The sequence below is a fragment of the Lentzea sp. NBC_00516 genome, from assembly GCF_036346835.1.
Classification (GTDB): domain Bacteria; phylum Actinomycetota; class Actinomycetes; order Mycobacteriales; family Pseudonocardiaceae; genus Lentzea; species Lentzea sokolovensis.
Genome location: NZ_CP107840.1, coordinates 1861952 through 1888264 on the forward strand (window position 1 = coordinate 1861952; position 26313 = coordinate 1888264).

At 70.2% G+C, this 26313-nt stretch carries 32 protein-coding genes; 18 read left to right on the forward strand and 14 right to left on the reverse strand.

Going from position 1 to position 26313, the window contains the following annotated elements:
• Positions 1 to 56 precede the first annotated feature (56 nt).
• Together OG205_RS08255 and OG205_RS08260 are read right to left on the reverse strand one after the other, a co-directional pair.
• A complete protein-coding gene (locus OG205_RS08255) occupies positions 57 to 905 on the reverse strand; it encodes a S66 peptidase family protein (RefSeq protein WP_330275651.1) in 849 nt (282 codons plus the stop codon).
• On the reverse strand, positions 902 to 2788 hold the full coding sequence (locus OG205_RS08260; protein WP_330275652.1) for a prolyl oligopeptidase family serine peptidase: 1887 nt from the start codon (positions 2786 to 2788) through the stop codon (positions 902 to 904). Before OG205_RS08260 ends, OG205_RS08255 begins: the two co-directional genes overlap by 4 nt.
• 78 nt (positions 2789 to 2866) lie before the next feature.
• On the opposite strand from OG205_RS08260, the gene OG205_RS08265 reads away from it, so the two are divergent.
• Entirely contained in the window at positions 2867 to 3433 is a 567-nt protein-coding gene (locus OG205_RS08265) for a DUF3090 domain-containing protein (protein ID WP_330275653.1), read from the forward strand.
• A 1-nt stretch (position 3434) separates the two neighbouring features.
• The gene (locus OG205_RS08270) at positions 3435 to 4220 is read left to right on the forward strand and encodes an SCO1664 family protein (RefSeq protein ID WP_330275654.1); all 786 of its coding nucleotides are present in this window, start codon (positions 3435 to 3437) and stop codon (positions 4218 to 4220) included.
• Here OG205_RS08270 and OG205_RS08275 read toward each other — a convergent pair.
• Entirely contained in the window at positions 4217 to 6667 is a 2451-nt protein-coding gene (locus OG205_RS08275; RefSeq protein WP_330275655.1) for a KAP family P-loop NTPase fold protein, read from the reverse strand. The two genes, OG205_RS08270 and OG205_RS08275, sit on opposite strands and share 4 nt — an antisense overlap.
• An 80-nt stretch (positions 6668 to 6747) precedes the next feature.
• Between OG205_RS08275 and OG205_RS08280 the strand changes: the two genes are divergently transcribed.
• From OG205_RS08280 to OG205_RS08295, 4 genes are all read left to right on the forward strand, one after another.
• Complete coding sequence (locus OG205_RS08280; RefSeq protein ID WP_330275656.1) at positions 6748 to 7782, forward strand: S66 family peptidase; 1035 nt, start codon at positions 6748 to 6750, stop codon at positions 7780 to 7782.
• A 151-nt stretch (positions 7783 to 7933) separates the two neighbouring features.
• A complete protein-coding gene (locus OG205_RS08285; RefSeq protein WP_330275657.1) occupies positions 7934 to 8362 on the forward strand; it encodes a hypothetical protein in 429 nt (142 codons plus the stop codon).
• A 56-nt stretch (positions 8363 to 8418) separates the two neighbouring features.
• Positions 8419 to 9069, forward strand: a complete 651-nt coding sequence (locus tag OG205_RS08290; RefSeq protein ID WP_330275658.1) for a fructosamine kinase family protein — start codon at positions 8419 to 8421, stop codon at positions 9067 to 9069.
• 11 nt (positions 9070 to 9080) lie between these two features.
• Entirely contained in the window at positions 9081 to 9887 is an 807-nt protein-coding gene (locus OG205_RS08295) for a DUF3097 domain-containing protein (protein ID WP_330275659.1), read from the forward strand.
• Here OG205_RS08295 and OG205_RS08300 read toward each other — a convergent pair whose 3' ends face one another.
• Positions 9888 to 10307, reverse strand: a complete 420-nt coding sequence (locus tag OG205_RS08300) for a DUF3592 domain-containing protein (RefSeq protein ID WP_330275660.1) — start codon at positions 10305 to 10307, stop codon at positions 9888 to 9890.
• Positions 10308 to 10417: 110 nt separating this feature from the next.
• Between OG205_RS08300 and OG205_RS08305 the strand changes: the two genes are divergently transcribed.
• The 5 genes from OG205_RS08305 (at position 10418) to OG205_RS08325 (ending at position 15144) form a co-directional block, all read left to right on the forward strand.
• A complete protein-coding gene (locus tag OG205_RS08305) occupies positions 10418 to 10843 on the forward strand; it encodes an NfeD family protein (protein WP_093603168.1) in 426 nt (141 codons plus the stop codon).
• Between the two features lie 26 nt (positions 10844 to 10869).
• Complete coding sequence (locus OG205_RS08310; protein ID WP_442916763.1) at positions 10870 to 12078, forward strand: SPFH domain-containing protein; 1209 nt, start codon at positions 10870 to 10872, stop codon at positions 12076 to 12078.
• A 183-nt stretch (positions 12079 to 12261) separates the two neighbouring features.
• Positions 12262 to 12684 carry a YciI family protein gene (locus OG205_RS08315; protein ID WP_330275661.1) on the forward strand — a complete coding sequence of 141 codons (423 nt, stop codon included), beginning with the start codon at positions 12262 to 12264 and terminating at the stop codon, positions 12682 to 12684.
• 25 nt (positions 12685 to 12709) lie between these two features.
• On the forward strand, positions 12710 to 13984 hold the full coding sequence (locus tag OG205_RS08320) for an RNA polymerase sigma factor (protein WP_330275662.1): 1275 nt from the start codon (positions 12710 to 12712) through the stop codon (positions 13982 to 13984).
• A gap of 68 nt (positions 13985 to 14052) precedes the next feature.
• On the forward strand, positions 14053 to 15144 hold the full coding sequence (locus tag OG205_RS08325) for a hypothetical protein (protein WP_330275663.1): 1092 nt from the start codon (positions 14053 to 14055) through the stop codon (positions 15142 to 15144).
• 36 nt (positions 15145 to 15180) lie between these two features.
• Here the strand turns inward: OG205_RS08325 and OG205_RS08330 are convergent, their stop codons facing one another.
• Positions 15181 to 16605, reverse strand: coding sequence for an amidase (locus OG205_RS08330; RefSeq protein ID WP_330275664.1), 1425 nt, complete (start codon positions 16603 to 16605; stop codon positions 15181 to 15183).
• Between the two features lie 50 nt (positions 16606 to 16655).
• On the opposite strand from OG205_RS08330, the gene OG205_RS08335 reads away from it, so the two are divergent.
• Entirely contained in the window at positions 16656 to 17168 is a 513-nt protein-coding gene (locus OG205_RS08335) for a hypothetical protein (RefSeq protein WP_330275665.1), read from the forward strand.
• 106 nt (positions 17169 to 17274) lie between these two features.
• Positions 17275 to 18138 (forward strand): pentapeptide repeat-containing protein, encoded by an 864-nt coding sequence (locus OG205_RS08340; RefSeq protein ID WP_330275666.1) that lies wholly within the window; start codon positions 17275 to 17277, stop codon positions 18136 to 18138.
• Here the strand turns inward: OG205_RS08340 and OG205_RS08345 are convergent.
• Complete coding sequence (locus OG205_RS08345; RefSeq protein ID WP_330275667.1) at positions 18126 to 18626, reverse strand: CGNR zinc finger domain-containing protein; 501 nt, start codon at positions 18624 to 18626, stop codon at positions 18126 to 18128. The two genes, OG205_RS08340 and OG205_RS08345, sit on opposite strands and share 13 nt — an antisense overlap.
• Positions 18627 to 18651: 25 nt before the next feature.
• On the opposite strand from OG205_RS08345, the gene OG205_RS08350 reads away from it, so the two are divergent.
• Together OG205_RS08350 and OG205_RS08355 are read left to right on the forward strand one after the other, a co-directional pair.
• Entirely contained in the window at positions 18652 to 18858 is a 207-nt protein-coding gene (locus tag OG205_RS08350) for a hypothetical protein (protein ID WP_330275668.1), read from the forward strand.
• Entirely contained in the window at positions 18845 to 19459 is a 615-nt protein-coding gene (locus OG205_RS08355) for a TetR/AcrR family transcriptional regulator (protein WP_330275669.1), read from the forward strand. Before OG205_RS08350 ends, OG205_RS08355 begins: the two co-directional genes overlap by 14 nt.
• Here OG205_RS08355 and OG205_RS08360 read toward each other — a convergent pair.
• The 3 genes from OG205_RS08360 to OG205_RS08370 are packed head-to-tail and all read right to left on the reverse strand — an operon-like array spanning position 19413 to position 21439.
• Positions 19413 to 20045, reverse strand: a complete 633-nt coding sequence (locus OG205_RS08360; RefSeq protein WP_330275670.1) for a hypothetical protein — start codon at positions 20043 to 20045, stop codon at positions 19413 to 19415. The two genes, OG205_RS08355 and OG205_RS08360, sit on opposite strands and share 47 nt — an antisense overlap.
• A gap of 4 nt (positions 20046 to 20049) precedes the next feature.
• The gene (locus tag OG205_RS08365; protein ID WP_330275671.1) at positions 20050 to 20565 is read right to left on the reverse strand and encodes an ATP-binding protein; all 516 of its coding nucleotides are present in this window, start codon (positions 20563 to 20565) and stop codon (positions 20050 to 20052) included.
• Positions 20566 to 20575: 10 nt separating this feature from the next.
• Positions 20576 to 21439 (reverse strand): sucrase ferredoxin, encoded by an 864-nt coding sequence (locus tag OG205_RS08370; protein ID WP_330275672.1) that lies wholly within the window; start codon positions 21437 to 21439, stop codon positions 20576 to 20578.
• A 111-nt stretch (positions 21440 to 21550) separates the two neighbouring features.
• Between OG205_RS08370 and OG205_RS08375 the strand changes: the two genes are divergently transcribed.
• Positions 21551 to 21922, forward strand: a complete 372-nt coding sequence (locus tag OG205_RS08375) for a DoxX family protein (protein WP_330275673.1) — start codon at positions 21551 to 21553, stop codon at positions 21920 to 21922.
• Positions 21923 to 21928: 6 nt separating this feature from the next.
• Here the strand turns inward: OG205_RS08375 and OG205_RS08380 are convergent, their stop codons facing one another.
• Entirely contained in the window at positions 21929 to 22258 is a 330-nt protein-coding gene (locus OG205_RS08380; protein WP_330275674.1) for a hypothetical protein, read from the reverse strand.
• A complete protein-coding gene (locus OG205_RS08385) occupies positions 22255 to 22842 on the reverse strand; it encodes a PadR family transcriptional regulator (protein ID WP_330275675.1) in 588 nt (195 codons plus the stop codon). Before OG205_RS08385 ends, OG205_RS08380 begins: the two co-directional genes overlap by 4 nt.
• Positions 22843 to 22891: 49 nt before the next feature.
• Between OG205_RS08385 and OG205_RS08390 the strand changes: the two genes are divergently transcribed.
• Both OG205_RS08390 and OG205_RS08395 read left to right on the forward strand, forming a co-directional pair.
• Complete coding sequence (locus OG205_RS08390) at positions 22892 to 23590, forward strand: SDR family oxidoreductase (protein ID WP_330275676.1); 699 nt, start codon at positions 22892 to 22894, stop codon at positions 23588 to 23590.
• A gap of 62 nt (positions 23591 to 23652) precedes the next feature.
• Positions 23653 to 24282, forward strand: coding sequence for a class I SAM-dependent methyltransferase (locus tag OG205_RS08395; RefSeq protein ID WP_330275677.1), 630 nt, complete (start codon positions 23653 to 23655; stop codon positions 24280 to 24282).
• On the opposite strand, the gene OG205_RS08400 is transcribed toward OG205_RS08395, so the two are convergent.
• From OG205_RS08400 to OG205_RS08410, 3 genes are read right to left on the reverse strand one after another with little or no spacing between them, the layout of a single operon-like run.
• Positions 24279 to 24461: a hypothetical protein gene (locus OG205_RS08400; protein ID WP_330278127.1), complete on the reverse strand. Its 183-nt coding sequence runs from the start codon at positions 24459 to 24461 to the stop codon at positions 24279 to 24281. The genes OG205_RS08395 and OG205_RS08400 overlap by 4 nt on opposite strands.
• 12 nt (positions 24462 to 24473) lie before the next feature.
• The gene (locus OG205_RS08405) at positions 24474 to 25223 is read right to left on the reverse strand and encodes a ZIP family metal transporter (protein ID WP_330275678.1); all 750 of its coding nucleotides are present in this window, start codon (positions 25221 to 25223) and stop codon (positions 24474 to 24476) included.
• Positions 25224 to 25225: 2 nt separating this feature from the next.
• A complete protein-coding gene (locus OG205_RS08410) occupies positions 25226 to 26311 on the reverse strand; it encodes an epoxide hydrolase family protein (RefSeq protein ID WP_330275679.1) in 1086 nt (361 codons plus the stop codon).
• Positions 26312 to 26313 lie beyond the last annotated feature (2 nt).

Genomic DNA, 26313 nt, shown 5'->3' on the forward strand with positions numbered 1-26313 from the left:
GCCGGAAGCCTACCCGGCGTCACCCGGACGGCCGCCGCCCACCGGGTGACCCCCTCTCACACCAGCGTCAACGTCCCCGCGCCCGCGTCGAGCTCCGCCCGCACCCCCAGCGGCAACGACCACGACCCCGCGCAGTGCCCGAACCCGGCCTCACCCAGGATCGGCACCCCCAGCCCCGACAACCGGTCGGCCAGCACCGCCGAGACGTCACCGCAGTCCGTCCACGACCCCAGCACGATCCCCGACACCGGCTCGAACCAGCCCGCCCGCAGCAACTGCGTCAGGATCCGGTCCAGCCGGTACGGCTCCTCGCCGATGTCCTCCAGCAACGCGATCGCCCCCGCGGCAGGCGGCTCCCAGCGGGGCCCGCCCACCGACGCCGCCAGCAACGCCGCGTTGCCACCCGTGAGCACCCCACGCGCCGTACCCGGCACCACGGTCGTGCCCGCCGTCCACGACCGTGTGCCGGAGAACAGCAGTTCGCGCAGCCGTGACTGGGCCAGTGGGTCGCCGACGAAATCAGCGGTGCCCGGCATCGGCCCGAACACCGTCGGCTGACCGACGGCGTTGAGTTCGGCGTGCAGCACCGTCACGTCCGACGAGCCCACGAACACCCGCGGCGGCAAGTCCTTCCACGGCACGAGGTCCGTCATCCGCAGACACCCGTACCCGCCCCGCACGCAGAACACCGCCGCCACGTCCGAACGCCACGCCGCCACGAACTCGGCAGCCCGCGCCTCGTCCGACCCGGCCAGATACGGCAACGACCACGGCGCCACCACCGGCGCCGTGACCTGCAGGCCCCACGACCGCAGCACGTCAGCGCCCGCGTCGATCTTCGAAGCCAGAGCCGGGCCGGCCGGGGACACCAGCGCGACCCGATCCCCGGCGGACAGCAGACTCACTCGGACAGTTCCAGCACCGGCACACCCGGCGGGGTGAACCCGAACGCCTGCCCGTAGAACGACAGCTCCGCTTCCAGGGCCGTCTTGATGTTCTCGGCCATCCGGAAACCGTGCTGCTCACCCTCGAACGTGATGTACGCGTGCGGGATCCCGGACCCGGCCAGATCCGCGGCGAACCGGTCCGCCTGCTCCGGCGGGCAGATCTCGTCCTCCAGGCCCTGCAACAACAACACCGGCCCCGACACCGACCGCGCCTTCGTCGACGGCGAACGGTCCCGATAGCGGTCCGCGGCCTCCGGCAGCGTGCCGACCAGGCCCTCGACGTAACGCGACTCGAAGTCGTGCGTCTCGCCGCCCTCCGACGTCCACCCCGCCAGATCCAGGATCGGGAACGCCACCATCCCGCAGCGGTACACGTCGGTCGAGGTCAGCGACGCCGCCGACGTCCAGCCACCCGCCGAACCGCCCCGGATCCCGAGGCGCTGCGGATCCGCCGTGCCCTCCTTCGCGAGCTCCTGGGCCACGAACGCGCAGTCCTCCACGTCCACGACACCCCACTGCTCGCGCAGCCGCTCCCGGAACGCCCGCCCGTAGCCCGTCGAACCGCCGTAGTTGACCGCCACCACACCGATGCCACGGCTGGTGAAGTACGCGATGTCCGTGTCGAGCTTCGGCAACGCACGCCCCGTGGGCCCGCCGTGCACGTGCACCACGTACGGCGGCAGTTCCCCCTCGGGCCCGGCGAAGTCCGGGTTCGACGGCGCGTACACGTACGCGGGGATCTCGCCGAACATCCGCTCCACCGGCACCGGTAGATACGCCGACTCCGGCGACTCCTCGCCACCGGTCAGATAGGTGAGCTCGCCGTTGGACAGGTCCAGGCGCACCACGGCGTAATCCGAGGTCGGCCCCGCCGCACCGCAGATCACCACGCCGTCGCGCACCGACAGCTCAGCCGCCCACGTCGGCAGATCGGTCTGCACGTCGGTCACCGTCGCGGAACGCTCGTCGAGCACCGCCAGCTGCCCTGAGCGCACCACCAGGTACCGGCCCGGCGACAACGTGGCGAACCAGCGGTTGCCCAGCCTCCACATCGGACCGCCCAGCTCCTCCTCGCACGGCGCCAGGTTCTTGCGCGTGCCGTCGGGGGAGACGCGGAACAGGTTCCACCAGCCGTCCGGGTCGGTCAGCGCCAGCAGGGAGTCGCCCTCCCACTCGAACTGGCACACCGCCTCGGTCCGCGAGCCGGCCACGACTTGGTGTTCGGAGGAGCCGATCTCGGCGACGCACAGTTCGGTGCCGTCCCACGGCATCTGCGGGTGGTCCCAGCCGATCCACGCGAACCTCGTGCCGTCCGGGCTGATCTTCGGGCCGGTCATGAAGTGGTGCGAGGCACCGAGAACCCGGATCTCACCTGAGCGGGTGATCGCCACCAGATCGCGGCGCACATCGGTGCGCGCCTCACCCGTGACGGACTCCCGCACACACCACACCTCGCCGTCCGGACCCGCCGACAGATCCGAGTAGCGCACCCCGTGGTGCTGTTCCGGCTCGGGCGTCAGCGGCGCGGGCTCGGGAGCGTCGGGGTTGAACACGTACACGCGCTGGTCGTTCCAGTGCGTGAACGCCACCCTGTCGTCCTCCAGCACCACGAACGGCCGTCCGCCGTACTCGTGCACCCGGTTGCGGGCGTTCCACGGCGCGGGCAGCACCTCGACGCCGTCGCGCACCAGCGCCACTCTGCCGCCCTGAGCCGCCCGGCTCTCCGCCCACCACACCTGCTCACCGTGCAGGTCGGCCCACTGGAACCCACCCCCCGGTTTGGAGGTGTCGCCGGCGCTGATCGGCGAGGTCCAGGTCCCGTACGAAGCGATCTTCACCACAACCCGACCCTATACGCGGAGTGTTTGGTGGGGGAGGACCTGCCGACGTTCTCCGCGTGGCCTAGGGTCGTATCTGCCATGGCTCGTGTCATTCACGTATTCCGCGCACCCGACCGTTTCATCGCAGGAACCGTCGGGCAGCCCGGCGACCGCTCCTTCTACCTGCAGGCCTCAGAGCAGAGCAGGTTGATCAGCGTCGCCCTGGAAAAGCAGCAGGTCCAGGTCCTCGCCGAACGCATCGGCTCGTTGCTCGAGGAGGTGCACCGCCGCTTCGGCGCCGACGTCCCCGACGACGCGCCGCCCGACGACCTCGACACCCAGCCCCTCGACGTGCCCGTCGAGGAGGAGTTCCGGGTCGGCACCATGGGCCTCGGCTGGGACGCCGAGTCCAAGGCGGTCGTGATCGAACTCCTCGCGATCTCCGAGGAGGAGGTCGACGAGGCCGTCGTGCTCGACGACACCGAGGAAGGCCCCGACGCCGTGCGGGTCTTCCTGTCGCCGTCCGCCGCCCGCGCCTTCGCCGAACGCGCCGACCGCGTCATCAACGCCGGCCGCAAACCCTGCCCCCTGTGCGCCGAACCGCTCGACGCGGACGGCCACATCTGCCCGCGGCAAAACGGTTACCGCCGCACCGAAGAAGACTGACGTGGACACCTCCGCGGCCCTGCAGTTGCTCGAACACGGCCGCATCGAGGTCGAAGGACGCCTGGTCGACGCCTCCAACGCCACCTTGTTCTGCAAGATCTCGCTGGACGGCGTCGACGCCCACTGCGTCTACAAACCCGTGCGAGGCGAACGGCCGCTCTGGGACTTCCCCGACGGCACGCTCGCCGGCCGCGAGGTGGCCACCTACCTGATCTCCGCCGCCTCCTTCGGCGTCGTACCTCCCACCGTGCTGCGCCCCGGCCCGTTCGGCAGCGGCATGGTCCAGCTCTGGGTCGAGACCCGCGAGGAAGACGAACTCGTCGACATCATCGGCGTCGACGACGTCAAACCCGGCTGGATCCCCGTCTTCCACGCCCACGACCGCTTCGGCGACCCCGCCGTCCTGGTCCACGCCGACCACCCCCGCATCGCCGAGATGTCCGCCTTCGACGTCGTCGTCAACAACGCCGACCGCAAAGGCGGCCACGTCCTGCACGCCCTCGACGGCTCGGTCTACGGCGTCGACCACGGCATCTGCCTGCACACCGAACCCAAACTCCGCACCGTCCTGTGGGGCTGGGCCCGCGAACCCCTCCCCGAGCACGTCATGGAGTCGTTGCGCCGCCTGAGATCCGAACTGGACGGCGCCCTCGGCGAATCGCTGCACGACCACCTGACCCGCGCCGAGGTCCGGGCCGTGGGGGAGCGCACCGACAAGCTGCTGGCCGCGGGCGTCTACCCCGAACCGTCCGGCGACTGGCCCGCCATCCCCTGGCCCGCGTTCTAGGTCAGCTGCTCAGCCAGCTTCGCGATCTCCGCACCGTCGTAGTCGCTCAGGATCTTCAGCACACCCTTGCGAAACGACTTGTGCCGGTCACCGGTGAGCTCGTACTTCTGCACCTCGATCTCCCACTGCACGTTGTCGTCCACGGCCTCGGCCAGTGCTTTGAGTCCGTGCACTCCGTCGATTCGCCTGTGTAGCGACCGTTGCGAGGCGGGCCAGCGCGCGACGATCTCCGCCAGCAACACCAGATGACACGCCCTGTGCACCGCCGTCAGCCCTTCCTCCGGGCTGATCCGCTCCAGGACACGCACGTAGAACATCCACACGGTGACGATCCGCTTCGCCTCCCGCACCGACAGATCCGGCTGGGCCCGAAGCCGTTCCGCGAACCGTTCCTTCACCCGCTCGTCGTGCTCCAGCACCAGCACCTCAGGTGCCGTGGGAACGACCTCCGGCTCGGCGACCTCGGCCGTCGCCTCGACCGGTTCGAACGCCGTCAACCGCTCGAACTCCTCCGGCACGAAGACGGGCTCGGAGGCCGGCCTGCCCAGCAGACCCGTGAGCAGCGGCTCGACCTGAGTCTGAGCCACCCGCGGCAACGGCAGCGGCAGCTGGATGAGCTTGCGCAGGAACGTCCACCCCGGACTGGGATCAGCCGAGTCCCTTCCCGCGTCCGCGACCACCAGCGCGGAATAGGCGGCATCCAGATGGGCCGCCGTCGCCGCCGCATCGATGCCGAGCACGAACCGGATCGTCGGGAACGACCCGCTCAGGAACCCGTTGATCGCCTCGAACACGTCCGCCGTCGTCCTGGGCGAGCACCGGTCCAGGTCGTCGATGAACACCACCAGTTGAGTGCCCTGCTCGCCGAGGTCGCGGATCAGCCGGTGAACGTCCTCCTGCGCGCTCTGCAACTGCCCCTTGCGGGCACGCCGCTGCGGATCACGCAACGGATCATCCGTTCCCACTGCCGACGAGTAGGCACCCATCGCTCCGGACGGCCCGAACAACTCGGCGGGCAGCAGCGTGTCCGCCGCCCGGCACAGGTACCGGAAGGCGGTGTGCGCCAGGCCGATGCCGAGCAGCACTCCGACCACCCACAGCGTCAGGTCCACCGGTGCCACGTCGAACCCGAACACCCGGAACGGGGCGGGCGCGCGCACCAGCTGAGCCAGCAACGGCACCGGCAACGCGAACACACCCAACCGAAGCAAAGGCGACAAGATCCGCTTGCGCAGCGTCCGCTGAACATGGCTGCGGTCCAGCCGCTCCACGTTGTGCGCGAACCAGAACCGCTGCAACGACGAACTCGAGTTGGTCGCGATCACCGGTGCGCCCGTCCCGACGATGCAGTCGTTCAACCCGGCCCAGACGTGTTCCCCGGTCTGATAGCTCCACGGGTTGAACATCGCCGTCAGCACCCGAGGAGCCGCGACGTCCTCGCGCTTCGACTTCGTGAACCAGCCGCTCAACGTGAGGTCGGCGTCCCACGCACGCAGCTTGCGCTGCCGCCACCGCCCCACGAGCTTCTCCCAGGAACTCTGCTGGGCTTCCATCAGCCCTGCGGAGTCGAGCTGAGCGCGGGTCATGTCCATGAGCGTGCTCTTGCCCGAACCCCATGCACCCTCGATGGCGATCACCGTCGGCCCTGCCAGATCCTGGTCGCCGTCAGGCGGCGCCGAGTGCGCCAGAAGCTCGGCCAGCGACTCGACGAACGCCCGGCGCGCCAGAAGATCGGTGCGAGCGACCCGGTCACCGTGCCCCATCGTCTTGAGCTGCCGCAACACGACGTGGGAAGAGTCGAGGCCGATCGCCAAGGTCATCGCGAACCTGGCCGCGGAGACGAGCGACGCCGACGTCGAGACTGAGGCGCTGCCGGGGACGTCGATGCCGTAGATCACCAGGCTCTGCGGCTCGGCCATGTCGAGCGCGTCGGCTTCACCGTGGTCTATGACGACCACACCCGGCTGTTCCGACATCAGGGCCGGGTCTGTGAAATCGCTGACCGCGTCACCGAAGTGGACGTCGGCCGCTCGCCGGGACGTGGCGTCGCCGGGCAGTCGTTCCCACCATCGGTTTCGGGCCAGTTCCTGCGCGGGCTGCAGGAGAGGAGACACCCGGAGGCGGCGATCGCTGTAGGTGCGCAGGGGAACGACCACGCCATCGTCAGGACCTGCCAGCGGCGTGGCGGGAGCCACGCCGAGCACGGCCACCGGATAGAACAGGAGGACTGCTCGCGTGACGAGTTCCCCGAACAACCGGGGTCCCGAACCGCTGAGGCCGATCGCGACCTGGGCGTTGGTGCCGTGGACCGTGCCCGTCTCGAAGCGAGCGCCGTCGGGATCGGTGACCGGCCGGGGTTCGGTGAGAAATCCGCGCAGCTCGGCGTAGGCGATTCCTGACGACGTGAGCAGCACGACCTCGATGCGATCACCTTGTGCGTGCGTCATGTGTGATCTCCACGGTGATCGGCGCCAGGCACCGGTAAAGGTCGCACCCCCACCCCCGCGCGTTACTACGCTCAGCGACCATGTCGTTGATCAACCCGCCCAAGCCCCAGCCCGGTGACCGCGTGGCGATCGTCTCCCCGGCCGCGGGTCTGCCGGGCCTGTTCCCCCTCCCGCACGAACTGGGCCTGCAGCGCCTGAAGACGGAGTTCGGCCTGGTCCCGGTCGAGTACCCGGCGACCCGCAAGCTCGGCTCCACCCCGCAGGAACGCGCACAAGATCTGCACGCCGCGTTCGCCGACCCGTCCATCAAGGCGGTCATCGCCACCATCGGCGGGGACGACCAGATCACCGTCCTGCCGCACCTGGACGAGGACCTGATCAAGGCCAACCCCAAGCCGTTCTTCGGCCACAGCGACAACACCAACCTGCTGACGTGGCTGGCGAACCGCGGCATGGTCGGCTTCTACGGCGGCAGCGTCATGGTCCAGTTCGGCCGGCCCGGCGCCATGCACCCGGCCACCGCCGACTCGCTGCGGGCCGCGCTGTTCACGCCGGGGGAGTACCGGCTCGAAGAAAGCACCGCCTACGGCGACAAGGACAGCCCCTGGGAGGACCCCGCGACGTTCGAGACGGAACCGGAGCTCGAACCCAGCGGCGGCTGGATCTGGCACCAGCCGCACACCACGGTCAAAGCGCCGTCGTGGGGCGGGAACCTGGAGATCCTGTCGTGGCTGATGATGGCCGGCCGCGAGGTCAACGCCCCCGAGCACTACGACGGCAAGGTCCTGTTCTTCGAGACCAGTGAGGAGATGCCGTCCGCGACCGAGGTCTACCGGATCCTGCGCAACATGGGCGAACGCGGCCTCCTCGAACGGTTCGCGGCCGTGCTCGTCGGACGGGCCAAGGCCTGGTTCTTCACCGACCAGGACACCGACCGCGCCACCCACACCGCCGAACAACGCGAAGCGGTCCTCAAGGCCTTCGCGCAGTACGCGCCCAGCACGATGATCGTGTTCGACGTCGACCTCGGCCACACCGACCCGCAGGTCATCATCCCGGTGGGCGGCACGATCGAGGTCAACGGACCGGACCGCACGATCACCGTCACCTACTGACCGGTGGCGGCCATCCGCGATCTATTCCTTGCCCATTGATCCATCCCTATTGAGATAGTGCGGGTTTGACGCGCGGATGATCGTGGCCCTATCTTCTGGAGGCGTTCTGACCTGCGTGAACATTCGATTGTGAATGCGGGACCCGGTGGAGATGAACTATTTCGAACGGATTGTCGTGGTGGGCGCCGCCGAACTCGGCGTGTGGGCGGCCGCGTGCCTCGCGCGGCGGTTCGGGCCCGTTCACCTGATCGGACCCGGCGCTGAGACGCTGACCGGCATCGGGGTCCGGCACTACCCGCACGCCACCGTCCGCGAACTCGACCTGGACACGCCCGCGGTCATCGTCGACAACGACGGCGGCCGGCTGCAGCGGCTGGTGTGCGACCGGCTCGTCGTGGCCGGGTGGCCCGTGCCGTTGCTGCCGGTCAACCGGTGGGTCGTCGACGGCAAGGTCGCCATCGCCGGGGACGGCGCCGATCTGCGGCTGCTCTCGACGTGCTTCGACGCCAACGGGCTGTGGCGCCCGGCGCTGGCCGACTACCAGTTCCGCCGCGAGTCGGGAGCGAACTCGCTAATCTGAGTTGAGTGATCGATGACGCCGCCAGAGCCCGGCTAATCCGACGTTTCGGCACCGGCGTGACCGGGTGGATCGACGCGCTGCCCGACCTCGTCGCCACGCTCACCGCCCGCTGGGGCCTCACCCTCGTCGAACACATGCCCGGCGGCACCGGCGCCACGTTCCTGTGCACCAGCGCGGTCCTCAAACTCACCCCGGACCACGACATCGCCGTGCACGAGGCCAGAGCACTCGCAGCCTGGTCCGACACACCCGCGATGGTCGATCTCCTCGACGCCGACCTCGCCCGCGGCGCACTGCTGCTCGGCAGAATCCAGCCCGGCGGCCCGGCGACAGACCCAGCGAAGGTCGTCCCGCACCTGCACGAGGCCGGCGCGAAAGGCTTCCCGCCGCTCAAGGCCCGCGTCGACTTCCTCTTCGAAACCCTGCTCACCCGCCGCACCGGCACCTACTACGCCACCGAACACCACCGCGCCCGCAAACTCGCCGAGGACAACGTCAAACCCGTGCTCCTGCACGGCGACATGCACCCCGGCAACGTCCTGCAAGGCCCCGCGGGACCGGTCGCGATCGACCCGCGTGCCTGCGTCGGCGACCCGGCCGTCGACTGGATGGACTTCGTGCACAGCGGCTACGACCTGCACGGCGCCGACGTCGACCTCGACCGCGTCCACGAGTGGCTCACCGCCTTCAAACCCTTCTACGGCTAACCTTTCGAGTCGTGCGTTCCCACGACTACGGCCGCGACATCCTGTCGACCCCGAAGCGCAAGAAGGTCCCCGAGATCACGGCCGAACCCGGCCTCGTCGTCGAGGACCCCGCCAGCGGCTTCTGCGGGGCCGTCGTGAAGTTCGAGTACGGCCAGGTCGTCCTGGAGGACCGCCACGGCCGGCGTCGGCTGTTCGCGCTCAACCCCGCGGGCTTCCTCGTCGACGGCAAGCCCGTCACGCTCGTCAAACCCATGCCGAAGCCGCAGCAGACGAGGATCACCGCGTCCGGTTCGGTCAAGGTCGAGGGTCTGCGGGCGCAGACGGCGAAGGCCAGCCGCATCTGGGTCGAGGGCAAGCACGACGCCGAGCTCGTCGAACGCGTCTGGGGCCACGACCTGCGCGTCGAGGGCATCGTCGTGGAACCGCTCAACGGCGTCGACGAGCTCCCGCAGCTCATCGGGGAGTTCGGCACCGCACCCCACCGCCGCCTGGGCGTCCTGGTCGACCACCTCGTCGCGAACTCCAAGGAACAGCGCATCGTCGAGAAGATCCGCGACGACAACGTGCTGGTCACCGGCCACCCGTACGTCGACATCTGGCAGGCCGTGAAGCCGGCGGCCGTCAGGATCAAGGCATGGCCCCAGATCCCGCGCGGCGTCGACTGGAAGACCGGCGTGTGCACCCAGCTGGGCTGGGGCGAGACGTGGGAAGGCTGGCAGCGCGTGCTGAACTCCGTGAGCAGCTACCGCGACATCGAGTCCGACCTGCTCGGCGCCGTCGAACGGCTCATCGACTTCGTCACCGTCCCCCAGGACTGATCACTCGGCCCGCCGCGCGGGAGTCCAGGCGTACAGGTTCATGCCGAGCGAGCCGACGATCAGCACGCCCAGCATGACGCCCATGACCCAGAAACCCTCGTCGTTGTCCGCGAGTGCGGCGTCGACGACCTGGCCGTCGCGCAGGTCGTAGCGCACGGTCACCCGCGAGCCGGGTTCGCGGATCGGCCCGTTCTCCGACAACGTCGCCACCTGCACGCGGCCATCGGGCAGCGAGTACTCGACCTTCACCGACGCGCTCTTGCGCTTGTACCGCTCCGTGACCGTGCCCTCGGCGCTGGCCCACGACTGCTGCTCGGCGGCGGACCGCAGCACGACCACCATGCCCACGACCGCGCACGCGAGCATGAGTCCGGAGATCACCCGCCCCGACCTCGAGCGCACCTTCAACGCCTTCGCCATCACGCCTCCTCGCCCGGAATCATCTCCCGTTGATCGATTTCGTTACGGTCCGGGGCTCAGCACGGTGAATCTCGGAGCCCGGTGCCCCCCGTTGGTGTATGTATGGGCTCATGGCCGCGCTGATCTGGCTGATCGTCGGGATACTGCTCGTCGTCGCCGAGGTTCTCTCCGGTGACTTCGTGCTGGTCATGCTCGGCGCCGCCGCGCTTGCCGCGGCCGGCGTGTCCGCACTGGGTGCCGCCGACCTGGTGAGCGTGCTCGTCTTCGCGGCCTCGTCGGTGGGCCTGATCGTCGGGGCCCGGCCGCTGCTCAAGAAGCGGCTGCAACTGGGCTCCGGGATCCGGATGCACCACGAGGCGCTGCTGGGCGGCAGGGCCATCGCGTTGTCCAAGGTGGACGAGCACGGCGGGCAGGTGAAGATCGGCGGCGACACCTGGAGCGCGCGCACCCTCGACGGGTCCGTGGTCGAAGCAGGAGAAGCCGTCACCGTTGTCGAGATCTCGGGCGCCGTCGCCGTGGTGATAGCCGCGGTGTGAGTGCCCGCAGAAGGGTGTGAACCGAGTTGGACCCGATCACCGCTGTGGTCGTGGCCGTAATCGCGATCTTCGTGCTGACCATCGCCGTCAAGTCGGTGCTGGTCATCCCGCAGGCGCAGGCCGCCGTCATCGAACGCCTCGGCCGCTACCGCAACACCGCGGCACCCGGCCTGAACATCATCGTGCCGTTCATCGACAAGGTGCGGGCCCGCATCGACCTGCGCGAGCAGGTCGTGTCGTTCCCGCCGCAGCCGGTGATCACCCAGGACAACCTCACGGTGTCCATCGACACCGTCGTGTACTTCCAGGTCACCGAGCCGCGCTCCGCGGTGTACGAGATCTCCAACTACATCGTCGGTGTCGAGCAGCTCACCATCACCACGCTGCGCAACCTCGTCGGTGGCATGAGCCTGGAGGAGACGCTCACCTCGCGTGACCACATCAACGGTCAGCTGCGCGGCGTCCTCGACGAGGCGACCGGCCGGTGGGGCCTGCGCGTGGCCCGCGTCGAGCTGAAGTCCATCGACCCTCCTCCGTCCATTCAGGACTCGATGGAGAAGCAGATGCGCGCCGACCGCGAGAAGCGCGCCATGATCCTCACCGCCGAGGGCCAGCGGGAGTCGTCGATCAAGACCGCCGAGGGCCAGAAGCAGTCGCAGATCCTCGCGGCCGAGGGCGGCAAGCAGGCGTCGATCCTGACCGCGGAGGGTGAGCGGCAGTCGCAGATCCTGCGGGCGCAGGGTGAACGTGCCGCGCGTTACCTGCAGGCGCAGGGTCAGGCCAAGGCCATCGAGAAGGTCTTCTCCGCGATCAAGGCGGGCAAGCCCACGCCGGAGGTGCTGGCCTACCAGTACCTGCAGACGCTGCCGCAGATGGCGCAGGGCGACGCGAACAAGGTCTGGATGATCCCGTCCGACTTCGGCAAGGCCCTCGAAGGGTTCGCCCGCATGCTGGGCGCACCCGGTGACGACGGCGTGTTCCGCTACGAGCCCCCGGCCACCGAGCCGGGTGAGACCTCGCGCCCGGAGGACGAGGACGAGTCGGTCGCCGCCTGGTTCGACCTCAAGTCCGACCCGAAGGTCGCCGAGGCCGTCGCCGCCGCGGAGGCGGTGGCACGCCAGGAGGTGCCCGGTCCGCTCGGCGCCGTGCCGCGTCCGGTCGCCGGTTCCTCGCCGCTGCCGGAACTGCAGGCGGAGCAGCCTCGTTCGCTGCACCAGCCCGACGAGCAGGTCTGACCGAAACCGACACGCAGAGCGGCCCATCCCGATCTCCGGGGTGGGCCGCTCTGTCGTGTGACCAGCGAAAACAGAAAAGTTCAAGAAAATCCGGGGAGTGTGTCGATCGAACGCCCGGCCCGTTCGACCTTGGCGTGAAAGGGTCCACAACGGACCCGCACGAACCCACTGGGAGAGCACATCATGAAGTTCATGCTGATCTGGCGAGTGGCCTCCGACGAGGCGTGGGCCAACCTCGGTGAGATCGACTTCGACCAGATGATCGAGACCGTCGGCAAGTTCAACGAGGAGCTCATCGAGGCCGGCGTGCTGATCGCCGCCGAAGGTCTCGCTCCCGCCGAGGAAGGCGTGGTCGTCGACTTCTCCTCCGAACCGCCCGTCGTCACCGACGGCCCGTACGGGGAGACCAAGGAGCTGTTCAACGGCTTCTACCTGATCAACGTCCCCACCATCCAGGACGCGATCGAGTGGGCCAAGCGCACCCCGATGACCGCCGCCGGGTTCAAGACCGAGATCCGCCGCGTGCCGACGATCGACGAGTTCCCGCAGGACAACGAGTGGATCAAGAAGGAACGCGCGTGGCGCGAGTCCACCGGTCAGCTCTGAACGGCGTTTGGTTTGATCTAACGCCATGAGCGACCCCACCGGACGCAAGGCCGTGGCGGCGGTGTGGCGCATCGACTCCGCGAGGATCATCGGTGCGCTCACCCGCTACACCGGAGACTTCGCGCTGGCCGAGGACCTCGCGCAGGAGGCACTGGCCGAGGCGCTGGTGACCTGGCCGCGCGAGGGCGTGCCGAACAACCCGGCGGGCTGGCTGCTCACCGTCGGCCGGCGCCGCGCGATCGACGCGTTCCGGCGCCGCAGCGCCCGTGACGAGAAGTACGCCGCGATGGCCCACCACCTGCCCGAGGGCGGCGCATTGACCGGAGCCGAGCCCGGCCCCGCGGCGGACGACGTGCTGTGGGACCCGGACCAGATCGACGACGACACCCTCGCCCTGATGTTCACCTCGTGCCACCCGGTGCTCTCGCGCGAGTCCGGGGTGGCGCTGACGTTGCGCGTGATCGGCGGTCTGACCAGCGACGAGATCGCGCGCGCGTTCCTGGTGCCCACGGCGACCGTGCAGGCCCGCATCACCCGCGCCAAGAAGACCCTCGGCGCCGCCGGGGTGCCGTTCGAGGTGCCGCCGGTCGGGGAACGTCCCGCGCGGCTGGCCCAGGTCCTGAGCGTGGTCTACCTGATCTTCACCGAGGGCTCGTCGGCCAGTTCCGGTGACGAGGTCATCCGCTTCGACCTGGCAGGGGAGGCGCAGCGGCTGGCCAGGATCCTGTCGCGGCTGATGCCAGAGGAACCCGAGGTCCACAGCCTGCTGGCCCTGCTGGAACTCACCGCCGCCCGGTTCCCCGCCCGCCGCGGTCCCGACGGCGAGACCGTGTTGCTGGAGGAGCAGGACCGGCGTCGCTGGGACCGCTCCGCGATCGCGCGGGGCCGGGCCGCGCTGGCCAAGGCCGCCGACGCCGGTCGCGGGTACGGCTACTACGGGCTGCAGGCCGCGATCGCCGAGTGCCACGCGCTGGCGTCCTCGGTCGAGGAGACGAACTGGGGCCGCATCGTCGCCCTGTACGAGGGGCTGGGCAGCCTCGCGCCGTCGCCGGTCGTGGACCTCAACCGCGCGGTCGCCGTGTCGATGGCCCAGGGACCCGCCGCGGCCCTGCCGATCGTCGACTCCCTCGCGTCGAGCGACGCGTTCAAGGACTCGCACCAGCTACCGGGCGTGCGCGGAGAGTTACTGCGCAGGCTCGGCCGGATGCAGGAGGCCCGCACCGAGCTGGAGCAGGCCATTCGTCTCTGCGGCAACGAACGCGAACGTGCCGTGCTGACCCGCAAGCTGGCCGAGCTGTAGCCGTCTCGCCACTGAGGGTGAACCTTAAATCCTTAGGGCGACATCGGTGGCACTCGACCGGGTGACGCGTGAATGATGTTGTGATGGACTCGCTGCCCGTCACCGTGGCCTCCGCGCTTGCCGAGGCCGACGGCGAGGGCGCGAACTGGCCGGTGCAGTGGCAGGCTCTCACCGCCGTGTCCGTCGAGCTGCAGTCGCTGCTGGTGACCGACCCCGGGCCCGAGCTGGTCGCGCTGATCGAGCGGATCGTCACCCAGCTGGCCGACGGCGTCGCCGGCAGCAGGCGGCACCGCGTCGAACTCGCCGAACTGGCCCATCGCGTCCTGACCACCCACGCCCGCGCGTGCGCCGAGACCCGGCCCGACCCGCTGCGCCTGGCCGACTGGCTGCTCGACCTGCAGCTGCAGCACCCCGACGCGCCCGAGGTCAGCCTGGCCGCCTATGTCGACGCGCTCGACGACGACGGCCTCGCCCGCTACCGGGAGCGTGCGGTGGCGTTGTTCGAGCCCCTGGCGGTGATCGGGTTCGGCGAGACCGGCCGCTACGACCGTGCCCGCTGGGCGTTGCTGCGCGTCATGGAGGAGCTCGCCGAGTACACCGAGGACGTCGACCTGCAGCTGCTCGTGCTGTCCAAGGACCTGTCCTCGGGCTGGCACTACCTGCAGGTCGCGACCGTGCTGCGCGACAACGGCCGCTCCGGCGAGGCCCTGGACTGGGTCGAACGCGGGTTGCGCGCGGTCGGCGGACGAGGCGCGGCACTGCGGCTGATCGACCTCGCCGTGGAGGAGCACCTGCGCCGGGGTGTACCGGAGCGGGCGGTGCAGGTGTGCCGGGAGGCGTTCTTCGCCCGCCCGAACCTCGACGTCTACCTCAAGATCCGCGCGCTGGTCGTGCACACCGACGAGTGGCCGCCGTTGCGCGCGGAACTGGTGAACCACCTCGTGCAGGACGGCAGCCGCCTCGCGGTCGAGGTCTACCGGCGCATCGTCGAGGTGGAGCTCGCCCGGCGCGGCATCGAGGAGCAGGACCTGGTCGTCGAACTGCTCGAACAACTACGCGGCCTGCAGCCCGACGCGTTCGCCGACTACCTGGACCACATCAAGTCGCGGCACGTGGCGGACCGGGAACTGCTCGACGAGTTGTCCAAGCGCGGATTCTGACCAATACCGATTCGGATAGTCCGTACTCGTACTATTCTATTTCGCATGATCGAGGCCGGAGGGGATCCGGTCCGCCCACGGCCGGGCACGCTCCAGCTGGGCGGACACCGACAGCAGTGTGCACTCGTCGTGCTGGCGGCCCACGAGCTGCACCGCGAGCGGCAGTCCCGCCGACGTGCGGCCGGCGGGCACGCAGGCGGCCGGGTTGCCGACGATGTTCCACAGCGGCAGGAACGTCGTGTAGTGCGACGCCGCGAGCAGCGCCGCGACGACGTTGCGGCCGTCCCACTCGCCCACGCGGATCGGCGGACGGGTCAACGCCGGGGTGAGCAGCACGTCCACCGAGGTGAACACCCGGTTCGCGAACGCGGTGAGCGTCGCGTCGTCCTTGCTCGCCCAGCGCACGGCGCCGCGCGGGATGCGGCGGCCCAGCTCACCGACCGCGCGGGTGCGGGCCTCGACGAGATCGGGGAACTCCATGCCGGTGCGCGCGAGGTAGGCGTTGTGGAGGTAGCGGGCGGCGAACTGCGTGGAGGCGGTGACGTCGCGCATCGGCGGGTCCAGGCGCACCACGTCGTGGCCGAGGTCGGTGAGCAGCGCGGCGGTGTCCTGCACGGCGTCGCGGACCTCGTCGGCGATTCCGATGCCCGGACCCCACGGCCGCAGCGACACGCCGATCCGCAGCCGGCCCGGATCGGTGCGCGCGGCCTGCGTGAAGCTCGTGCGCGGCGGATGGGCGACGTGCGCGTCGCCGGGCATGGCGCCGTGGATCTGGTCGGCGACCAATGCCCAGTCCGCCACTGTGCGGGTGATCGGGCCCGCCACGACGAGACCGCCCCACATCTCCGGTTCCGGCGACAGCGAGACGCGGCCGCGCTGGGGCTTGAGGCCGAACAGGCCCGTCACCGCGGAGGGGATGCGGATCGAGCCGGCGCCGTCGGTGCCGATCGCGGCCGCCGCCAGTCCCGCAGCCACCGCTGCGGCCGAACCGCCGCTGGAACCGCCGGGCGAGTGCGTCAGCGACCACGGGTTGCGCGTCGGCCCGGCCCAGGAGCTCTCGGTGTAGGGCCACAGGCCCAGTTCCGGCATGCGGGTGCGGCCGATGATCACCGCCCCGGCCTCGCGCAGCCGCGTGACGATCGCGGAGTCAGCCGGTTGCGGGGTGCGGGCGGCGTTCGTGCCCTTGGTCGTGGGCAGGCCCTGCAGCGCGATGTCCTCCTTGACCGCGATCGGCACGCCCAGCAGCGGCAGGTCCTCGCCCGCGGCCCTGCGTTCGTCCGCACGGGTGGCCTCCGCCAGGGCCTGCTCGGCGAAGACCAGCCGGAACGCGTTGAGCCGCGGATCGATCCGCTCGATGCGCCGCAGGTGCTCGGCGACCAGGTCACGCGCGCTCACCTCGCCGGACCGCACGGCGTGCGCCTGCCTGGCCGCCCCGGCGAAACACAGCTCCGTCAGCTCCATGAACCGACCCTAAGCGCCCACAGGTGATCTACGGAATGGGAGTAGCACGCATGAGAGTCCTCGCGATGGCCGCCGCGGTCCTCGTCGCCGTGAACACAACGCTGGTGTCGGCGCTGCCCGCGCACGCCTACCCGGACGTCACCCGCGCCGACATGATCAACCGGGCCAGGTCGTGGCTGACCGCCGGTCCGAACCACGGCCCGGTGCCCTACAGCCAGCAGTCGAGGTTCGAGGGCTACCGCCAGGACTGCTCCGGCTACGTCTCGATGGCCGCGAAGATCGACCAGCCCGGCAAGATCACCACCGACCTCGCCGACCGCCTGCACTCCAAGCCGATCTCCCTGGCCGAGCTGCGGTGGGGCGACATCATCGTCAACACGGTCGGCGACACCGCCGACGGCCGCCACGTCGTGATCTTCGAGAAGTGGGCCGACCCCTACCGGACCGCCTACCACGCCTACGAACAGCGCGGCGTCCACGGCACGACCTACCGCGTCCTGCGCTACGGGCTCTCCCAGGCCGACAACTACTGGCCGCGGCGGCTGTTCAACGTGATCGACTGAGACGCGGCGATGCCCGTCGGCTGTCGCGGCCGGTGGGCTCCGCGGTGAACACCGGGTTGAACTCCGCCACTGTCCGGCGCGATGACCCAGGTCACATCATCGAGTCATGTCCCTTCTCTCGCGCTGGCTCACAGCGACCTCCGGTGTCCTGACCGTGGCGGTGGTGACGTGGGCAAGGCGTCGCCGGACATCCGGCCCGGTGCCGGTGAGCCCGTCGCCGCTGCAGGACATCCGCGCCCGGCTGCTCACCGCCGAGTCCGACGTGCGCCTGGGCGGGCTGCGCGACTGGGTCGAGTACGGCGAGAGCCGTGTCGAGAACCGGCAGCCCGCGCTGGACGTGCTGTGCGAGGCGCTGCGGGAGCTGCCGTGGCCGGGAACCGAGGCCGACCAGCGGTGGCGCAGCGTGCTGCAGGCCTCGCTGGCCGCGCGCCTGCGGCCCGGTCCCGGGTTCTGGCTGGGCAGCGACGTGGACCTGCGGCACACCACGCTGGTCGACTTCGACCTGTCGGAGTGCCGGCTGCGCGCCGCCCGGTTCGACGGCACCCGGTTCCTCGGTGACGCGCGGTTCGACCAGTCGACGTTCCTCGGGGCGTTCCAGGCGCGCGGCGCGTTCTTCGGGCGGCACGTGCTGCTCACGCGGTCGGTGTTCGCCCGTGGCCTCGGGCTGCACGGCTCGACGGTGTGCGGCAACGGCGAGCTGTCGCACATCCACGTCGCCGGACCGGCCGTGCTGCGCGGGGTGCGGTTCTCCGGCCGTGCGGACTTCACCTGCTCGCGGTTCGGTTCGGAACTGGACTGCTCACGGGTGCGGTTCGCTGGGCGGGCGGTGTTCCGCCGTGCCTGGTTCGCGGGTGCCTCGTCGTTCGCGGGCGCGTGGTTCCGTGGCCGCGAGGACTTCGTGGACGCCGTGTTCGGGGGCGAGTCGTCGTTCGAGAACACCCGGTTCGGGCACCGCGTTCACGCCGACTGACGGCTCCTGTGGTTCGCCACGGCGACGCGGTTCGCGCACTTGGTCGAGCAGAACCGCCTCGTGCCGTTGCGGCTGGTGTCGACGAACACCGTGTCGCAGCCCTCGCGGCCGCACCAGCCGATGCGCCCGGCGTCCTCGCAGAACAACGCCGCCATGCCCGCCGCCGTGTAGGCCTTCAGGCGCACGTCGGTCGGCGCGTCCTCACGGGCGTAGTGCAGGTGCGGGGCGCGTCCGTCGTGCGTGGAGATGTAGTGCGTGGTCGACGACCGGGCCAACAGCTCGTTGAGCAGCTCCACCGCCGGCTCCCGGAACACCTGCCGCAGCCGTTCGATCCAGTCTCGTACGTCACGTTCCTGCCGGGCGTCGAGCGAGCCCAGCGGCTTGTAGTCGGAGGATTTCAGCACGTCGAGCAGGGGATCCGCCGGATCGGCGTTGACCAGCTTCGCGGCGAGCTCGGCGGCCGCCCCGCCGTAAGGGTTGAAATGCACTAGACCATGACATCAGGCTTGGCTCATGATCGCCACCTGCCCCGCCTGCCACTGGCCCTGCGCCTCCGCCCTGTCCTCGCACGGCCCGGTCGCCTACGTGCGCTGCGTCTGCGGCCTGTTCCTCGTCGTCGAACGAGGTGTGGTCACCGCGACCGCCGGGACCAGCACGTTCGCCCCGATTCACCACAGCCGTGGTGATCTTGCTAGTGTCCCGGACCGTGAGCCGTCGTGATCTCCTGTGCGACACCGCGATCCAGATCCTCGCGGTGGAAGGCGGCCGGGGCCTGACCCACCGCGCGATCGACCGCGAGGCCGGCGTCCCCATCGGCACCACCAAGAACTACTTCCCGACCCGCGAGTCCATCCTCACCGCGTGCGCCGCCCGCATGACGTCACTGCACCAAGCCGCCGTGCAACGCCTGCGCGAGACCACCCCGCCCGACATCACCGCCACCGACGTCGCCGAGCTCTACCCGGCGCTGCTGCGCCGCGCGGTCGCCGACGACCCGACGCAGATGCTCGCGATGGTCGAGCTCTACCTGGAGGCCGTCCGCCGCCCCGGCGTGCGCGAGGCGCTCTCGGGCATGGTCCTCGCCAACGCCCAAGCCGGAGCCGCCCTGCAACAGGCGGCGGGCCTGCCGTCCACGGTCCGCGACACGGGCCTGCTCGACGCCTACTTCCTGGGCGTGGCGATCTCCCTGCTCGCCCTGCCCAGCGAGACCCTCGAGACCGTCGGCCTCAACGACCCGTACGCGCTGGGCATCGGCGTGTTCTCCGCGACCGTGCCTAACGCCGGCCGGTCACCAGAACGGAGATCAGCAGAATCAGGCTGAGCACCGCCGGCACCGCGCACGCCACCGTGAACACGGTCGGCCCGTCGAGGTACCCCCAGGCGGCGACACCGCCGCTGATCAGCGTGACACCGCCCAGGAACGCCGCCGTGCGTCCCTTGTGCCTCGCGCGCAGCGGCTCACGGCCGGCGTCGACGCAGTGCCTGGTCAGGACGCCGATGATCACGCGGCTGTTCTCGGTGGATCCGCTGAAGTACAGCAGGTTGCCGTCGGTGAACCGGACCGTGCAGTCGGCCTCGGTGTACCCGACGCGCTCGGCGACGTCGATCGCCTGCACCTGGTCCCACGCCCAGGACCGACGCACACCGCCGAAGACGTGGGCGATGCCGTCCTCGTAGAGCTCGATCACCTCGGACGGTCCCGCCTTGAGCAGCAGGACCACCGCGGCCGCAACGGCCGGCACCAGCGGGATGACGGCGAAGATCAGCCCGCGCTCGGCGCCGTCGAGGTCGATCACGAAGCTCAGGGCCAGCAGCGCGGCGCTCACGACCGCGATGATCAGCGCGACGCGGCCGAGGACGCGTCTTCGGTCGGTGGGGACGGCGTGCGTGCTCTGCAGGGGACCCATTCGATCAATCTAGTTCGGTGATCAATGCTCTGTACGTCAGGTCGACGTCCCCGGCGGCGTCGATGACGGTCGCGGCGGGGGTGAGGTAGGCGGTGATGCGGTCGTGGCTGTGCCGGATGACCTGTGGCCCGCCGAGCGCTTCGACGACGTGGTCGATGTGGTGCTCGCGTCGCCGGTAGCGGCTGATCGCGGTCTCGGGTGGGGCGAGCAGCACGAACTCGAGGTAGTCCGCGCCCGCGGATTCGGCCACGGCGGCGAACCTGTCGCGTTCGCCGTGACGCATGATCAGCTGCGGCATCACGACGTCGTTGCCGGAGGCCAGGTGGGTGGCGGCCATGGTGAGCGCGAGCGGCCGGACGAGCTCGACCGCGCCGTGGAAGTCCTCGCGCCAGCCGCCGACGAGCCGGACGATCTCGTCGGCGTCGAGGTTGAGGGTCTTCGGGTGGGCGGCGGCGTAGCGGGCGGCGAGCGTGGACTTGCCGACGCCGGTGGGGCCGTTGAGGTGGATCAGCCGAGGCACTCGATCGAGGCTAGCGGTAGACCTTCACCAGCTGGTCGATCGCCGTGGCCACCAGCGCGATCGCGATGTCCGGCGACTTCCCGCAACTGGCGGGCCGCGGCGGCACCGGCTGCTTGGTCAGCGCCACCCGCCACTCCCGGCCGTCGTCGTGCCGCACGGTCGCGGAGTCGGCGGTCTCGGCGACGACGGTGAGCACGTCGCGGGTCTCGCCGATCTGCTCGCGGACGGCGACCTCGGCCACCTGACCCCGCGGGGTGAAGCAGGAGCGGCCCCGGCAGCGGTCGGCGACGATGCCCTCGGTGACGACGCGGTGGGCCAACTGGTGGTCGATTCGTCCGTACAGGTGACCGGTGGGCAGCAGCACTCCGGTGGGGGCGAAGCGGTGCCCGCCGGTGTGGGTGCACTCCCAGAGGTTGAGCGCGGTGGCGATCGGGCGGCCGTACAGGGCGCAGCAGACGTCGCGTTTGCTGTTGGTGCAGATCAGCAGCAACGGGTCGGCGACCGGGGTGCCGAAGGCGGTGGAGCGGCCCGCGCCCAGGGCCTCGAAGTCGAGTTCGAGGGCTTCCTCGGGGGCGGTCAGGTCGGCCTGTTCCAGCCACGAGGCGCCGGGCTTCGTCGAGGCCAGGTACAGGCGCCGCGTCGAGGGGGTGTGGGTGTCGGCGTGCTTGCCGGGCCGGCGGATCAGCAGGATGCGCACACCGGTGCCGGCGGCGCGGCGCTGCAGTTCGGCGCCCAGTTCGGGGTCGAGGTGGCTCTCCAGCAGGGCGTCGCGGCCCCAGGGGCCCGGCTGTTCCAGGCACAGCCACGCCGTCGCGGTCGCGGCCGTGCCGGCCAGCGGTTCGCCCGCGAAGTCGGAGAGAATCGAGCACCTCATCTGCACACCCTATACGGCCGTTCGGGTGATGACTAAGGACACCCTTACTTAATCTGTGTGACCTCGAACATCAGTGGTCGTCCCCCTGAGCGGGGGTCTAGGTTTTCGTTCATGAACCTCGCGGTGTGGATCGTCTCGGGAGTGCTGGCGGCCCTCTATCTCATGGCGGGCTTCACCAAGCTGGCCAAGACCAAACAGGACCTGCAGGCCGAGCCGCGCATGTCGTGGGCAGGGGATTTCACCGAGGGACAGGTCAAGGGCATCGGCGCCGTCGAGGTCGCGGGCGCGATCGGGCTGGTGCTGCCGTGGCTGACCGGCATCGCGCCGATCCTCACCCCGATCGCGGCCATCGGCCTTGCGCTGGTGCAGGTGGGTGCCGCGATCACGCACATCCGCCGCGGCGAGGGCGCCACGGTGCCGATCAACCTCGTGCTGTGCGCGCTCGCGGTGTTCGTCGCCGGCGTGCGCTTCGGCCAACTCTGATCCCGGCTAGCTCTGCCCTTCGAGCAGCCGCACTCGGTCGCGCATCGACGCTTCGAGTTTGGCGCGGTAGCCGAGGAACAGCTTGTTCGCCAGGTAGGGAGCCCAGTTGCCCTGCTTGGCGATGTTGTAGACGCGGTGCCGCACCAGCGCACCCTCGGGATGGGGGTGCAGCGAGTCCTCGCCGCGGTACCACCAGTCGCCCCAGTAGGCGATCACGCCCTGGTCGCGGTCCACGAGCCGATGCGACCCGGACTCGCCGGCGTCGGCGAACATCCGTGCGCGCACGTCCTCCAACGGCGCGTGCACGATGCCGGTCACTTCGAAGAGCAGTCTCATCGGTGTCTGTCCTCCCAGGTGTCGTACCCGCCGACGGTGCCTTCGCGGGTGGCGGTGGCGAACCAGGACAGCCAGGCGCGTTCGGCGCGCAGCATGGCCATCCGGTAGTCGAGTTCGATCCACGCGAGCTGCGGCAGTCCCATGCCCGCGAGCCTCTCCAGCAGCACGGCCAGCGCGGTGAGCTGTTCGGTCACGGCGGCCTCGCGCCGACTCACGACCTGCAACGCGTCGGCCGGGGATAGCAGGCCGACCATCGAGATCCCTGCCTCGAACCGCGGGTACTCCTTGGCGGGTTCGGCGATCAGCGCGCGCAGCCAGTCGTGCAGCTCGGCCGTGCCCGTGTCGGTGACGGCGTAGACGGTGCGTTCGGGCCGGTTGCCCGCCTTCTGCACGGCCGCGGCGGTGATCAGCTCGTGGCGGGTCAGTGACTCCACGACGGTGTAGAGCGAGCCGTAGTTGAGCTTGATGACCTCCTCCTGGTGGCGTTCCCGCATGGTCTGCGCCATCTCGTAGGGGTGCATGGGCCGCTCCGACAGCAGCGCCAGCACCGCGAGGGCCAGGGGGTTCGTGCGCTTGAACGTCATATCCGCTCCCGTATATCCGGTGCCGAGTATACGGGTTAGGGTGGGTGACATGACAACGGTGATCACCGGGGGAAGCCGGGGTATCGGTGCCGCGACCGCACGCAGGCTCGTGCGCGACGGGCACCGGGTCGTGATCAGCTACCGCCAAGCTGCCGAGGAGGCGCGTGCGCTGCAGGAGGAACTCGGCGTGCTCGCCGTGCGGGCCGACACCGCCGACGAGAACGACGTGGCGCGCCTGTTCGACGCGGCCGGTGACGACATCACCGGCGTGGTCAACAACGCGGGCATCACCTCCCCGTCCGGCCCGCTGGCCGAGTTGCGCACCGAGGACCTGCGCCGCGTGGTGGACGTCAACGTCATCGGCGCGTTCTTCGTCGCACGGGAGGCGGCGCGGCGGATGACGAGCGGCTCGATCGTGAACGTGTCCTCGGGGGCGGCGACGCTGGGCAGTCCGGGGGAGTACGTGCACTACGCCGCCACCAAGGCCGCCGTCGACGCGCTCACGATCGGCCTGGGCAAGGAGCTCGCGCCGCGCGGGATCCGGGTCAACTGCGTGCAGCCCGGCACGATCCGCACCGACATCCACCGGCTCTCCGGCCAGCCCGACCGTCCCGATCGCGTCGCCTCCCGCATTCCGCTGGGCCGCCCCGGTGAGGCCGACGAGATCGCGAACGCCATCGCGTGGCTGCTCTCGGAGGAGGCCTCGTACACGACGGGCACGATCCTGCGGGTCGCCGGCGGCATGTGACCTCCAGGTGTGGCCTTTCGCCTCTGCGGGCGGTGTTCGCGCTGCCCCTAAGCTTCTCCGTCATGTCCGCGCCGACGCTCACCGACTTCGTGCTCGCCAACACGACGCTGGCCCCGGTGCCGCTGGTGCCCGAGGTGCTGCTGCACAGCGCGGCCGAGGCGATGGACCTGTGGGAACTGACCCATCACGACCAGCCGCCGTTCTGGGCGTTCCCGTGGGCGGGCGGCCAGGCCCTGGCGCGGCACCTGCTCGACAACTCAGGGCTGGTGCGCGACAGGAAGGTGTTCGACCTTGCCTCGGGCTCCGGGCTGGTCGCGATCGCCGCCGCACTGGCCGGGGCGGAGTCGGTGACCGCGAACGACATCGACCCCCTGGCGCTGGCGGCGGTGGAACTCAACGCCGTGGCCAACGTCGTCACGGTCAGCACCCTGGGCGGTGACCAGCTCGACAGCGACGCCCACGGCGCCGACGTGGTGCTGGCCGGAGACGTCTTCTACGACGCGGAGATCACCGCGCTCGTGCTGCCGTTCCTGACCAGGGCCGCCGCACGCGGCGCGCTCGTGCTGCTCGGCGACCCGGACCGCGCGCACCTGCCACGCGACCTGTTCACCGCGCAGGCCCGCTACGAGGTGCCGGTGCCGTTGACGCTGGAGAGCACCGAGACCCGCAGCGCCACGGTTTGGCGCGCCTAGTTCGTGACCAGGCAGAACGGATGCCCGGCGGGGTCGGTGACCGTGACGTCGAGGTGCATCTGCTGCGGGTGCTCCTGACCGGGCCAGCTTGGCGGCGAGTAGTCATCGACGCGCTGGAACGACACGCGCCGGCCGTTCGAGGTGATGAGGGTGGCCCACTCGTCGTCGGTGTCGACGATCTCGCCTCCCGACTAGCCCAGGCGTTCTACCACGAACGCCGTCAGGAACCCGGCGGTGGTGCACAGCCCGGTGTAGAGGCGGGCGCGTTCGTAGGCCTCGGGGATCATGGTGTCCGCGATCATCGCCAGGATCGCTCCCGCCGCGACAGCCGTGATCACGGCGATGAGCTGCGGTGACGCGCCGTCGAGCAGCAGGTTGCCCGCCGCCGCGGACAGCCCGCTCGCGACCGCGATCGCACCCCACACCCCGAACACGTAACCGGGTCCGCGCCCGGCCTGCTTCATGCCGGCGACGCTGGACAGCCCCTCGGGGACGTTCGAGATGACCACGGCCGCGAGCATCGCCACCCCGACCCCGCCGCCACTGAGCAGGGACACGCCCAGCACGACCGACTCGGGGATGCCGTCGAGCAACGCGCCCACGGCGATCGCGGTGCCGCTGCCGGCCTGGTCGGTCTCGGTGGGCTGGTTGCTGCTGCGCTTGCGGTGCCGTGCCCCGTGCCGGGCGAGCAGCAGGTTCGCCAGCACGTACCCGACCGCGCCGCCGAGGAACCCGGCGGAGGTGGCGAGCAGCCCGCCGGTCTTCTCCGCCTCATCCATCAGCTCGAACGCCGCCGCGGCGGTCAGCACGCCCGCACCGAACGCCATCACCACGGCCACGACGTCGCGGGGCACGCGCAGGAACCAGGCGACGAGCGCGCCCGCCACGAGCGCCCCGCCGCCTGCCAGTCCCCAGATCCCTGCTTCCACCCACTGCGGCACCACTACATCTTGGCGAAGAACACCTTCAGGTCGCCCGCCAGCAGCTCCGGCGAGTCGTGCCCGGAGTAGTGCCCGCCCCGCTCGAACTCCGACCAGTGCACCAGGTTGCGGTGATCGCGCTCGGCGAAGCGGCGGATGGTCTGGAAGTCGTCGGAGAAGATCGCGACGCCCATCGGCACCGTCGTCGGTTCGGTGGGCTGGTCCTCGCGATGCGCGTCCTCGAAGTACAGCCGCGCACTCGAACCGGCGGTCGCGGTGAACCAGTAGATCGCCACGTTCGCGAGCAGGAAGTCCTTCGTGACGGCCGGTTCGCCCATGAGCTGCATCGTCCAGGCGAGCTGCCCGACGGGGGAGTCCGCGAGCGCGAACGCCACGTTCTGCGGCCGCGCCTGCTGCAGCTTCGCGTACCCGGACATCGTCTCCCAGAAGTTCTGCAGCACCCCGAGCCGGCGGTAGTCGTCCTCGGTCAGGCCCTCCATCTCGGCCGGGTCACCCGAGGGGAACGAGAAGATCTGCGTCACGTGCACGCCCACCACGTGTTCCGGGTCGACCTGCCCGAGCTGCGGCGCGATGATCGCTCCCGCGTCGTTGCCGTGCACGCCGTAGCGCTGGTAGCCCAGCCGTGCCATCAGCTCCGCGAACGCCTTCGCGATCCGCCCGGAGTGCCAGCCCGTGTCAGTGGTCGGCCCGGAGAACCCGAAGCCGGGGATCGAGGGGATGACCAGGTGGTGGTCCTGACGCAGGTGCTCCACGACGTCCACGAACTCCATGACCGAGCCGGGCCAGCCGTGGATCAGCATGAGCGGCAACGCGTCCGGGTTCGGGCTCGTGACGTGCAGGAAGTGAACGTTCGTGCCGTCGATCTCGGTGACGAACTGCGGGAAGGAGTTGAGCCGGGCCTCCACGGCCCGCCAGTCGAACTCCCCGGCCCAGTACCGCGCCATCTCCTTGACGTCCGCGACGTCGTCCCCGTAGAGCGAGCCGGCCCCCGGCACCTGGTCGGTCCACCGCGTCCGCGTCAGACGAAGCCGCAACTCGTCGATGTCGGCGTCGTCGATCGCGATGTGGAATTCCCTGATCTCCGTCATAA